13 protein-coding genes are annotated in these 11281 nt (G+C 70.3%); 7 read left to right on the top strand and 6 right to left on the bottom strand.

The window, feature by feature from the left end:
- The 5 genes from G4D87_RS24250 to G4D87_RS24230 form a co-directional block, all read right to left on the bottom strand.
- Positions 1 to 693 (bottom strand): alpha/beta hydrolase (locus tag G4D87_RS24250; protein ID WP_163784584.1); only part of this gene is annotated, 693 nt, incomplete at its 3' end.
- 9 nt (positions 694 to 702) lie between these two features.
- On the bottom strand, positions 703 to 1935 hold the full coding sequence (locus G4D87_RS24245) for a bifunctional folylpolyglutamate synthase/dihydrofolate synthase (protein ID WP_163784583.1): 1233 nt from the start codon (positions 1933 to 1935) through the stop codon (positions 703 to 705).
- A 71-nt stretch (positions 1936 to 2006) separates the two neighbouring features.
- Complete coding sequence (gene accD / locus G4D87_RS24240; RefSeq protein ID WP_163784582.1) at positions 2007 to 2858, bottom strand: acetyl-CoA carboxylase, carboxyltransferase subunit beta; 852 nt, start codon at positions 2856 to 2858, stop codon at positions 2007 to 2009.
- Between the two features lie 62 nt (positions 2859 to 2920).
- Positions 2921 to 3676, bottom strand: coding sequence for an MBL fold metallo-hydrolase (locus tag G4D87_RS24235; RefSeq protein WP_163784581.1), 756 nt, complete (start codon positions 3674 to 3676; stop codon positions 2921 to 2923).
- A gap of 1 nt (position 3677) precedes the next feature.
- Entirely contained in the window at positions 3678 to 4328 is a 651-nt protein-coding gene (locus G4D87_RS24230; RefSeq protein WP_163784580.1) for a Crp/Fnr family transcriptional regulator, read from the bottom strand.
- Positions 4329 to 4448: 120 nt separating this feature from the next.
- On the opposite strand from G4D87_RS24230, the gene purM reads away from it, so the two are divergent.
- From purM to G4D87_RS24215, 3 genes are read left to right on the top strand one after another with little or no spacing between them, the layout of a single operon-like run.
- Positions 4449 to 5486 (top strand): phosphoribosylformylglycinamidine cyclo-ligase, encoded by a 1038-nt coding sequence (gene purM / locus G4D87_RS24225; RefSeq protein ID WP_163784579.1) that lies wholly within the window; start codon positions 4449 to 4451, stop codon positions 5484 to 5486.
- On the top strand, positions 5483 to 6157 hold the full coding sequence (gene purN / locus G4D87_RS24220; RefSeq protein ID WP_163784578.1) for a phosphoribosylglycinamide formyltransferase: 675 nt from the start codon (positions 5483 to 5485) through the stop codon (positions 6155 to 6157). Before purM ends, purN begins: the two co-directional genes overlap by 4 nt.
- Positions 6154 to 6651, top strand: coding sequence for a 2-thiouracil desulfurase family protein (locus G4D87_RS24215; protein ID WP_240358550.1), 498 nt, complete (start codon positions 6154 to 6156; stop codon positions 6649 to 6651). The genes purN and G4D87_RS24215 overlap by 4 nt, the downstream gene beginning before the upstream one ends.
- Positions 6652 to 6660: 9 nt before the next feature.
- Here the strand turns inward: G4D87_RS24215 and G4D87_RS24210 are convergent, their stop codons facing one another.
- Positions 6661 to 7746 carry an enoyl-CoA hydratase/isomerase family protein gene (locus G4D87_RS24210; protein WP_163784577.1) on the bottom strand — a complete coding sequence of 362 codons (1086 nt, stop codon included), beginning with the start codon at positions 7744 to 7746 and terminating at the stop codon, positions 6661 to 6663.
- 80 nt (positions 7747 to 7826) lie between these two features.
- On the opposite strand from G4D87_RS24210, the gene G4D87_RS24205 reads away from it, so the two are divergent.
- From G4D87_RS24205 to G4D87_RS24190, 4 genes are all read left to right on the top strand, one after another.
- Positions 7827 to 8516, top strand: coding sequence for an HAD family hydrolase (locus G4D87_RS24205; RefSeq protein WP_163784576.1), 690 nt, complete (start codon positions 7827 to 7829; stop codon positions 8514 to 8516).
- A gap of 72 nt (positions 8517 to 8588) precedes the next feature.
- Positions 8589 to 10118, top strand: a complete 1530-nt coding sequence (locus tag G4D87_RS24200; protein WP_163784575.1) for an NAD(P)-binding protein — start codon at positions 8589 to 8591, stop codon at positions 10116 to 10118.
- Positions 10119 to 10220: 102 nt separating this feature from the next.
- Positions 10221 to 10412, top strand: coding sequence for a 50S ribosomal protein L28 (gene rpmB, locus G4D87_RS24195; protein ID WP_163784574.1), 192 nt, complete (start codon positions 10221 to 10223; stop codon positions 10410 to 10412).
- A gap of 269 nt (positions 10413 to 10681) precedes the next feature.
- A partial coding sequence (locus G4D87_RS24190; protein ID WP_371928588.1) for a GTP-binding protein occupies positions 10682 to 11281 on the top strand: 600 nt, incomplete at its 3' end.

Genomic DNA, 11281 nt, shown 5'->3' with positions numbered 1-11281 from the left:
CGCGAGCAGCGAGCGCCCCGCCCCCTCCACCTTGCCGCTCACGTTGAGGCTGGCGAGCGTCAGGTCGATCATCCCGACCAGCAGGGGCGCGCCGTGCGCCACCAGGCGCAGCAGCATGAAGCCGCGGCCCAGGTCCGCCGGAGAGCCGATGGTAATGAGGCCCTCGAAGTCATTGTGGATGCCGGCGTAGCCGTAGCCCAGCATCCCGCCCATGGAGTGGCCGCAGTAGAAAATGCGCTCGCGCCGGGTGATGCGCTTCACGCCGGAGACCGCCGCGGGCAGGTCGTAGAGGAAGTAGCTGTCGATGTCCCAGCCGTAGTCGATGTCCGGCGGCAGGGGGCGCTTGAAGCGGTCGGCCCGCTCCTTCTGGAACGCGATGGAGCTCTTGCCGTGCCCCCGCAGCTCCAGGATGTGGATGTCCACCCCGAAGAAGAGCAGGTTCTTGACGAACTGCCCGCTGGTCCAGGTGTGCCGGTTCTGTGAGAAACCGTGCACCAGCAGCAGGGGCTCACCAAACAACGGTTGCGCGAAAGGCTGCTTCACCGGACGGTAGCGGGTGATGACCAGCGACCAGCCGTCCGCCGTCTCCACGACGTACTTCGTCTTCGAGTAAAGCGCCCTGAAGTCGACTTCGTCGATGGAGGGGATGGGCGGCCCCGATGTCGCGGCGGCTCTCCAGTCCGGCAGGCGCATGCCTAGAATCTACGGCGGCTGATGCATCGCGCCAAGGTTTCGATACAGGCGGGCTTTCATCATCCCGACAAGGAACAGTGAACCTGTACAAAGGACGAGGTCGTCCGAGGCTGCCCGCTCGCGCGCCGCGGCGAGGGCCGCGTCCGCGTCCGGCCAGGCAGTCACGTCCGCGCACAACGCGCGCGCCTCCGCCAGGTAGGCCTCGGGAGGCAGCGAGCGAGGCGTCTCCAGCGGCGTGAGCTGCACCGAGGCGCACGCGGGCAGCAGCGCTCGCAGCATCGGTCCCCGGTCCTTGTCCCCCACCACGCCGAAGACGAGGTGGATGCGACGCCCCGGGTAGAGGTCTCCCAGCGACGCGAGCAGCACCTCCACGCCCGCTGGGTTGTGGGCGCCGTCCAGCAGGAGGGCGGGCCGCTGCCCGACCTCCTCCAGGCGCCCCGGCCAGCACGCCGACGCCAGGCCGGCACGCGCGGCCTCGGGCGGGACGGTGACGCGGCGCTCCTGCAGGGCCTCCAGGCAAGCGAGCGCCACCGCCGCGTTCTGCCGCTGATGGGGCCCCCGCAGCGCGACGGACAGCCCCTCCAGGGACCAGGTCGCCCCGCGGTACGACAGGCCACCGTCGTGCTCACGCGCGCCCGCGAAGTCACGCCCCTCCAGCCGCACCGGCGCTCCGACGTCCTCGGCCTTGCGGAGGATGGCCTCCAGGGCCTCTGGGGCCTGCCGCGCGACGACACACGGCACACCGGGCTTGAGGATGCCCGCCTTCTCGCCGGCGATGGCCGCCAGCGTGTCGCCCAGGTACTCCATGTGGTCGAAGGACACGGGGGTGATCGCCGTCACCACCGGGCTGGCGGCGGTGGTGGCGTCCAGCCGGCCGCCCAGGCCCGTCTCCAGCACGGCCACGTCCACGCGGACCTGGGCGAAGTGCCACAGGGCCACCACGGTGCCGAACTCGAAGTACGTCATGGGCGAGGACACGGCGCTGGGGTAGCGCTCCAGCACCTCCAGGATGCGCAGACCGAAGTCCGCGTCGGAGATGTCCTCGCTGTCCACGCGGATGCGCTCGTTGACGCGCACCAGGTGCGGGGACGTGTAGAGGCCCACGCGGTGCCCGGCGGCATGAAGCGCCGCCGCGGTCATCGCGCAGGTGCTGCCCTTCCCGTTCGTCCCGGCGACGTGGAGCGCCGGATACCGCCGCTCCGGGTGGCCCAGGGCGGCCAGGGCCTCCTGCACGCGCTCCAACCCCAGCTTGATGCCGGAGGGGTTGAGCCTGGTGAAGAAGGCCAGCGCCTCCTCCGGCGTCCGGGGCGGGCTCAGCCCAGCAGCCCCAGGATCTGCCCCAGCTTCGCCCGCAGGTCCTTGCGGTGGACGATGGCGTCAATCATCCCGTGGTCCAGCAGGAACTCGGAGCGCTGGAAGCCCTCCGGCAGCTTCTGGCGGATGGTCTGCTCGATGACGCGCGGCCCGGCGAACCCGATGAGGGCCTTGGGCTCGGCGAGGATGACGTCGCCCAGCCACGAGAAGGACGCGGCGACGCCGCCGGTGGTGGGGTTGAGCAGCACGGAGATGTACGGCCGCGTGCCGGTGCGGAAGCGGGCGATGGCCGCCGACGTCTTGGCCATCTGCATGAGGGAGAAGATGCCCTCCTGCATGCGCGCGCCGCCCGACGCGGAGAAGATGATGGCGGAGCACTTCAGCTCGTGCGCGCGCTCGAAGACGCGGGCCACCTTCTCACCCACCACCGAGCCCATGGAGCCCCCCATGAACTCGAAGACGAAGCAGCCCACCGACACCTGGTGGCCCTGGATGCGGCCCACGCCGGAGATGAAGGCATCCGGCTCGCCCAGGTTCTTCCGGGAGGACTTCAGCCGGTCCTTGTACTTCTTCGAGTCACTGAACCCGAGCGGGTCCTGCGGCTCCAGCTCCTTGTCGAACTCCTCGAAGCTGTCCGGGTCCAGCGTCGCCGCCAGCCGCGCGCGCGCCGCCCAGTAGTGGTGGTGCTCGCAGTGCGGACACACCATCCAGTTCTTCTCCAACTCCTGGCGGTAGATGATCTCATCGCACGTCTCGCACTTCGCCCACAGGCCCTCCATGCGGGACGGGCGGGGCTCGGCTTGCGGTTCGGTGTCGACGGCGATGCGCGGCTTCTTCGAAAACCAGGCCATGGGGTGGGCGGGGTTAATCCGGCCGCTTTCGGCCGTCAACCCCTCCGTGTGGCGCGACGCGTCTACAGCTCGAAGGTATCGCCCAGCTCCAGCACGTCCACTGGCAGCTCGGCCAGCTCCTTCTTGAGCTGCGCCACGAAGGCGGGCTTGAGGTGGTACAGCAGCACCGAGGCGCCGTTGCGCTCGAACTTCTGGAGTTCCAGGCCCAGCGTGTGTGGCGTGAGGTGGCCGGAGATGTCGGCCAGCGACTGGAGCTTGTTGGGGAAGGACGTCTCCAGCAGCAGCGCCTTGAGGTTCTTCGTCTCGTTCAGCGCCTTCCACAGCTTGTCCGTGGGGCCGGTGTCGCCGCTCATCGCCAGGGCGCTCTTGCCGTTGGAGATGATGAAGCCACACGACTCCACGGGGTGGCTCACCGGCACGCTTCGCACGGTGTAGGGGCCCACCTGGAAGCTGCTCCCGGCCCGGAACGTCTTGATCTGCAGTACGGGCTGGCGCTTCGTCGGGATGCGGGTGAAGTCCGGCCAGAGCGCGTTGTTGAACATGTTGTCGCGCAGGGCCCGGGCGCACTCGCGCGAGGCGTGGATGGTGACCGGGGTGTCGCGCCGGCCGATGACCAGGTCCGCCATCAGCGGCAGGTCCTTCACATGGTCGAAGTGGCTGTGCCCCACCAGGACGTGGTCCACGCGGCACAGCTCGTCCAGCGACAACGTCCCCGTGAGCGCCCCCGCATCGAGCGCCAGCACGTCATCGACGAGGAAGCAGGTGCTCTTGCAGGTGGGCAGCTCGCCGCCGTGGCAGCCGAGGACTCGCAGCTTCACGCTAGAGGTCTCCGAACTTCCACTTCATCTCCAGGTATTGGAGGAAGTCGTGCAGCTTGCCCGTGTCCGGCACGGTCATCCGGTCCCCGTCCCGCTCGACCAGACCGGAACGCTCCAGCCGGTCCACCACGGCGCGGACCGCGGGCTCGCCCACGCCAATCTGGCGCGGCAGCTCCCGCACCGCGAAGTCGATCTCCACGCCCTCGTCCAGGGGACGGCCCCGGTGCTGGCAGGCCTGGAGAATCCGGTGCACCACCCGGCTGGCCGGGTCGTTGTGCAGCAGGTTCTCAAGCTGGGCGTCCGCCTCGGAGAGGCGCTCCGCCAGCTTCTTGATCATCCGGACGGCGATCTCCGCGTTGCCGCGGATCATCCCCTCGAACGTCTTGGGGTCGATGACCAGCAGCCTCGCGTCCTCGTTGACCGTGGCCGAGGCATTGCGCGGCTTGTTGGAGATGATGGCCATCTCCCCGAAGAACTCACCGGGGCCCAGGACGGCGAGCACCTTCTCGACGTCACGGACTCGCTTGGAGATGGCCACCCGTCCCGCTTGGATGACGAACATCTCCTTGCCGGCCTCTCCCTCGCGGAAGAGCTCGGTGCCCTGGGGGAACTCCTTGCCGAAACGTTGAAAAAGGGTTTCCTCAGCGCCCATCCTGGAAAGGAGTCAATCAGCCCACACTCGCCGGGTCAAATTCCCTTTTCTGTGCGCGACGGTGGGATACCCGCCACGCCACGCGAGACACCGGCGCGGGGGCCGGGTAGAAGGCCGCCCGTGGGAACGACCTACAAGCAGTCCGGAGTAGACATCGAGGCCGGCGACGCGTTCGTCGAGCGCATCAAGCCCCATGCCGCGCGCACCCTGCGCCCTGAAGTCATGGGCGGAGTGGGTGGATTCGGCGGCCTGTTCGCCCTGCCACCCGGCAAGTACCAGCAGCCGGTGCTGGTGGCCGGCACGGACGGGGTGGGCACCAAGCTGAAGGTGGCCTTCGCCGCCGGACGCCATGGGACGGTGGGCATCGACCTGGTGGCCATGTCGGTGAACGACATCCTCACCTGCGGCGCCGAGCCCCTCTTCTTCCTCGACTACTTCGCCACCGGGCGCCTGGAGGTCGACGACGCCGCCGAGGTGGTGAAGGGCATCGCCCTGGGCTGCGAGCAGGCCGGCTGCGCCCTGCTGGGCGGCGAGACAGCGGAGATGCCGGGCTTCTACGCGCGCGGCGAATACGACCTCGCGGGCTTCTGCGTGGGCGTGGTGGAGCGCGCCGCCATCATTGATGGCAAGCGCGTGGCGCCGGGTGACGCGCTCATCGGGCTCCCCTCCTCCGGCCTGCACAGCAACGGCTACTCGCTGGCGCGCAAGGTGCTGCTGGACGACGGGAAGCTGGCCCTGGACGCGACGCCCGAGGGCCTGGACCGGCCGCTGGTGGACGCGCTGCTGGAGCCCACGCGCATCTACGTGAAGGACGTGCTGGCGCTGCTCCAGGCGGTGAAGGTGAAGGGCCTGGCGCACATCACCGGCAGCGGCATTCCGGGCAACCTGCCCCGCTGCCTGCCGGACGGCACGCGCGCGGTGCTGAGCGAGAAGACGTGGCCCAAGCCGCCCATCTTCGACCTCATCGCGAAGCTGGGGAGCGTGGCCCGCGACGAGATGTTCAGCACGTTCAATATGGGCCTGGGGCTCATCCTCGTCGTGGCGAAGGAAGACGTCGCCCAGGCGCTGAGCGTGCTGAGCGGCCGGGGCGCGCGGGCCTTCGAGGTCGGCCGCGTGGAGGCGGGCCAGGGCGAGGCCACGGCGGTCATCGACCCATGAGCGGCCAGCGGGTCCGGCTGGGCGTGCTCGTGTCCGGCAGCGGGAGCAACCTCCAGGCGCTGCTGGAGGCCTGCGCGCGCGCGGACTTCCCCGCCGAGGTGGCCTGCGTGGTGTCCAACGTCTCCACCGCCTTCGCCCTGGATCGGGCGCGCCAGGCGAGGGTGACGGCCACGGTGGTGGACCACAAGGCCCACGCGACGAAGGCGGACTTCGAGCAGGCCCTGCTGGACGCGCTGCGCGCGGCGAACGTGGAGTGGGTGTGCCTGGCGGGGTTCATGCGCTTGTTGAGCGCGGACTTCCTGGGCCACTACGCGGGGCGGGTGCTGAACATCCACCCGTCGCTGCTGCCGGCCTTCCCGGGCCTGCATGCGCCGCGACAGGCGCTGGAGCGCGGCGTGAAGGTGGCCGGGTGCACGGTTCACTTCGTGGACGCGGGCACCGACACGGGGCCCATCATCGCGCAGGCGGCCGTGCCGGTGCTGCCGGATGACGACGAGAAGGCGCTGAGCTCGCGCATCCTCGCGGAGGAGCACCGGCTCTACCCGCTGGCCGTGCGGCTGGCGGTGACGGGCAAGGTGACGCTGGACGCGGCGCGCACGCGCGTGGAAGCGCGAGCCACGGTGGACGCGCTGGCGCTGCGCAATCCCGGCGCGACGGTCGACCCGGCGTGAGCGAGCGCGCCCTTCCCTCACGCGACGAGCGCGTCGCCGCGCTCCGGGAAGCCCGCGTGGTGCTGGTCAGCGCCTGTCTGCTGGGCGAGGCCTGCCGGTACGACGGCCGCTGCCAGCGCTCCGAGCGCGTCCTCGCGGCGCTGGAGGACAAGGACGTCGTCCCCGTATGCCCGGAGGTGGGCTCGGGCCTGCCCGTGCCACGCCCGCCCGTGGACCTGCGCGGCGGCACGGGGGTGGACGTCTGGGCCGGGCGGGCCACCGCTGTCGAGCGCGCCGCGGGCATCGACCGGACGGAGCCCTTCCAACGGGGCGCCCGGCTCGCGCTCGACGCGGCCCGGCGCTTCGGCGCGACGGTGGCGCTGCTGAAGGAGAAGAGCCCGTCGTGCGGAAGCCAGCGGGTCTACGAGTCCGGCCAGCTCCGCGCGGGCGAAGGCATCACCACGGCGCTGCTTCGCGCGGAGGGCATCACCGTCCTCGGCGACGAGGACCTCTAGCGACAGCCCCTACCCGCGACGCGCCGGCACCGTCCACGTGTCATGAGGCAGCGGCGCGAAGAGCGCCTCCACCATGTCTTCGGTGACCTCCGCCAGCGTGGTGGGCTGCCAGTGCGGCTTGTTGTCCTTGTCCACGAGCACCGCGCGGATGCCCTCGCGGAAGTCCGGCCGCGCCGTCATCGACTGGCTGAGCCGGTACTCCACGTTGGCCATCTCGACGTAGTCGCGGGTGCGCCCCATCCGGAGCTGGCGCAGCGTCACCTTCAGGCTGGCCGGGCACATGTGGAGCAACGTGGCCCACGTCTCCTGGGCCCACGGCGTGCCCTCCACCTCCAGCGCCTGCTGGATGTCGTCCACGCGCTCGGCCGCGAAGCACCGGTCGATGGCCGCGTGCTGCACGCCCAGCGGCGACGTGCCCGCGTCCGCGTGGAAGCCTGCCAGCACCGTGTCCACCACCGTGCTCGCCGCGCCGGTGCCCCAGGGCGCGCTCACCAGCGCGTCCAGCACCGCGTCCAGCCGCGCGGACTCCACGTGGTGCGTGGCGTAGCCCAGCCACATCGCGTCCGCCGCGTCGCACCGGGCGCCCGTGAGGCCCAGGTACGTGCCCGACTCACCCGGGAAGCGCGGCAGGAACCAGCCGCCGCCCACGTCCGGGAAGAACCCAATGGCCGTCTCCGGCATGGCCAGCACCAGCTTCTCGGTGACGACCCGGTGGGTGCCGTGAATCGACAGGCCGAGCCCGCCCCCCATGCAGACGCCGTCCACCAGCGCGATGAACGGCTTGCCGAAATAGTGGATGCGGTGGTTCAGCCCGTACTCGGCGCGGAAGAACTCGCGAGACACCCGCTCCTTCTCTTCAACGGACGCATCCCCCACCGACAGCGCCACCGCGCGCACGTCTCCACCCGCGCAGAAGGCCCGGCCGCCAGCGCCCCGGATGACGACGGCCTGGATGGCCGGGTCCGCCGCCCAGGCGTCGAGCGCCGGGTGCAGCTTGCGGCACATGCCCAGGTTCAGCGCGTTCAGGGCCTTGGGCCGGTTCAGGGTCACCACGCCTACCGCGCCACGCGTCTCGAGCAGAAGGTCGTCCGTCATGGCGCCGGGGATATCAGGCGAGCAACCCCTTGGGTGGATTCATTGGCCCACCTCGGGGACGGACGCGCTATGGGGAACGCATGACCTCCGCACTGGCGCCCCTGCGTGCCGTCGTCTTCGACATGGACGGCACCCTCGTCGACAACATGCAGTTCCACAACGAGGCCTGGGTCTCGTTCGCTCGGAAGCGGGGCTTGCCGCTGACCGCCGGCGACTTCCAGAGCCGCTTCGCCGGCAAGAAGAACGAGGAGATCATCCCCGAGCTGCTCGGCCGCCCGGTGGCCCCGGAGGAAGTGGAGCGCATCGCCGAGGAGAAGGAGCACCACTACCGCACCCTGTACCGCCCGCACCTGAAGCTGCACCAGGGCGCGGAGGCCTTCATCCAGCGCCTGCGGGAGGCCCACGTCCCAGCGGCCATCGCCACCGCCGCGCCCCAGGGCAACCGCGAGCTGGTGCTGGACGGGCTCGGCATCCGGCCCCTCTTCGCGAGCATCGTCGGCGCCGAACAGGTGACGCGCGGCAAGCCCGCCCCGGACATCTTCCTGGCCGCCGCCAAGGCGCTGGGCGTGGCCCCCACCGAGTGCCTCGCCTTCGAGGACGCGGTCCTGGGCATCATGTCCGCCCGCGAAGCCGGCATGACGGTGGTGGGGCTGACCACCGCCGCGCCGGAAGCCGACCTCCGCGAGGCCGGCGCGCACTGGGTGATCCAGGACTTCACCGAGCTGCCGCCCGAGCTGGAGCAGCGCCTCTTCAGCGCCCAGGCCCGCTGACCCGCCCCTCGCGGGCGCGCCGTGGTGAAAAGGGCGCCAGCGGCGGGCACGTTGTGTAGTGTTGCCCGCCTCATGGCGACGTCCTCTGCCAAGCTCAAGCTTCCCGCCGGGCCGTCCCGGCATGTCTACGACGTCATCGTGCTCGGCAGTCAGCTGGGCGGCGCGCTCGCGGCGGCCCTCCTGGCGAAGCGCAACCACCGCGTCCTGCTGGTGGAGCACGACGGCATGGGGCCGGGGTACGAGCACGGCGGCTACGTGCTCCCCTACGCCCCCTTCGTCGCTCCGCCGCTCAAGGCCATGCCCGCGGTGGAGGAGGCCCTCACGGAGCTGGGCCTCAACGCCAACGTCCAGCGCACGCTGCGGCCCCACGCGCCGGAGCTGCAGCTCCTCATGTCCCGCAGCCGCATGGACCTCCATGGTGATGCCGCCCGCCGCAAGGCCGAGGTGACGCGCGAGCTGGGCGAGGAAGGCGACGCCCTGCTGGGCACCCTGGCCGGCGCCGCCGCGCAGCATGAAGCCAGTGATGCCTTCTTCAAGGCGGGCCCCGCCCTGCCGCCGGACGGCTTCTTCGAGGGCTGGGGCCTGAAGAAGCTCATCCGGGCGCATCCGGGTCTGGAGACGCCGCCCCGGCTCACGGGAGACAGCGCGCCGGTGTCCCTGGTGCGGGGACTGCTGCCCTTCGTCACCCACCTGGACCGTCCGGAGGCGCCCCTGGCGCTGACGCGGGCCATGTCCCAGGTGCTGTCGACCCCCTCCTACTTCCCCGGCGGCCACGAAGGCCTGCGCGAGGTGCTCACCCGCCGCGTGGCGGAGCTGGGCGGAGACGTGCTCGGGCGCGACAACCCGGCGGGCTTCATCGTGGAGGAGCTGGCCTTCGACGGCAGCAAGTTCGCGGGCATGAAGCTGATGCGCTCGGACACGATGTACCGCGCGTCCTGCCTGGTGGCGGCCACGGACGCGGGCGCGCTGCGGCGGCTGGTGACGGACAAGAAGCACCACCGCGGGCTGCTGGAGCACCTGGACCAGTCCGACACCAAGGCCCTGCTCTTCACCGTGAACTGGGTGGTGCCGGAGTCGGCGCTGCCTCGCGGCCTGGGGGAGCTGGCCCTGCTGGACACGGGCGACGCGGAGCTGGGACCCGTGCTGATCCAGGTCCACCCCGCGCGCGCGACAGCGGCGCACGGCGGCAAGGAGGCCAAGGCGACGGAGGGGCTGCGCGTGGTGTGCGCCGGCGCCTTCGTCCCGGCCTCGGCGCGGGACCTGGGCGAGGAGCACCTGCAGGGCGTGGCGACGCGCATCGACGAGCACCTGGACGCGCTGATGCCCTTCACCGCCCAGCACCGCGTGCTGCGCTCGGCCCCCTACCTGGACGCCGGCGGGGTCCGTGGCAGCCGGCTGATGCCGCACCCCTTGTTCAGCTTCGAATCAGAAGCCTTCCTGGGCGTCACGGGCCTGGCCCAGCGCACGCCGGCCAAGAACATCCTGCTCGCCAACCGCGAGGTCCTCCCCGGTCTGGGGCTGGAAGGCGAGCTGCTCTCGGGCATCCGGGCCGCGCGGCTGGTCCAGGACATGTTGAAGAAGAAGGATCCGCTCAAGGGCTGATCCTGGATCTAAGGCTGGATTTCCGGGCCGTTCTCTGGCAGTTTCCGCCGCTCTTTTAATCGGCAGGCGTCCAACGCCCCAGTTTTCAAGGAGTTAGAGGTCATGGCGTGGAAGTGTGACTTGTGTGGCAAGCGTCCGCTGGTGGGTAACAACGTCAGCCACGCGAACAACAAGACCAAGAAGCGGACCCTGCCGAATCTCCAGAAGGTTCGGGCCAGCGTTCAGGGCAGCACCCAGCGCGTTCTCGCGTGCACCCGCTGCATCAAGGCGGGCAAGGTGACGAAGGCCGCTTGAGTTCCTCTCGCTCGAAGGGGGGCATGACGCGCGTCTCACCACCGCGACTGCCCCCCACGAGCGGAGTCATCCCGTTTCGTGCGGTTCGTGCCGTATTTCCCTTTCCGGAAAGCGGCGTGAGCCGTCGCGGAGGCGTTGCGGGCGCGCATCCTGGCGAGCCTGCCTTGGAGCCGTGGCCTCCCCTCCAGCGCTGAACCTCGCGGACCTGGAGTGAATGTCTCGTCGTCAACTGGCGCGAGGTGTCAAGTCGGACTAGGTAAGCTGGCACCGTGAGCAGCGTCAATGTGATGGCCCGCGAAGTGGCCGCGAAAATCGTCTTCTACGGACCGGGCCTTTCCGGGAAGACGACCTCGCTGAGGAAGATCTACGAGACGGTCCGCCCCGCACACCGCGGCGAGATGATGTCCATCGCCACGGAGGGGGACCGGACGCTCTTCTTCGACTTCCTCCCCGTGAAGGTGGAGCGCGTGGGCGATTGCTCCGTGCGACTGGCGCTCTACACCGTGCCGGGACAGGTCTTCTACAACGCCACCCGCAAGCTGGTGCTCCAGGGCGCCGACGGCGTGGTGTTCGTGGCGGACTCGCAGCCGGAGGCCATGGACGCCAACCGCGAGTCCCTGGCCAACCTGGAGGAGAACCTCTTCGAGCACGGCATCCGCCTGGACCGCTTCCCGCTGGTGATGCAGTGGAACAAGCGGGACCTGGACGGCGTGCTGCCCGTGGAGGAGCTCCGCAAGGAGCTCAACCCCCGGGGTGTCCCGGAGCTGGAGACGTCCGCCGCCAATGGCCGCGGGGTGCTCGACACGCTCAAGGCCATCACCCGGCTGGTCATCAAGGACCTGCGCGCCAAGCGCATCGTCCCGCCGCCC

It is taken from the genome of Myxococcus vastator (assembly GCF_010894475.1).
In the GTDB taxonomy this organism is placed as follows: Bacteria; Myxococcota; Myxococcia; order Myxococcales; family Myxococcaceae; genus Myxococcus; species Myxococcus vastator.
This window is presented reverse-complemented; position numbering and strand designations above follow the sequence as displayed.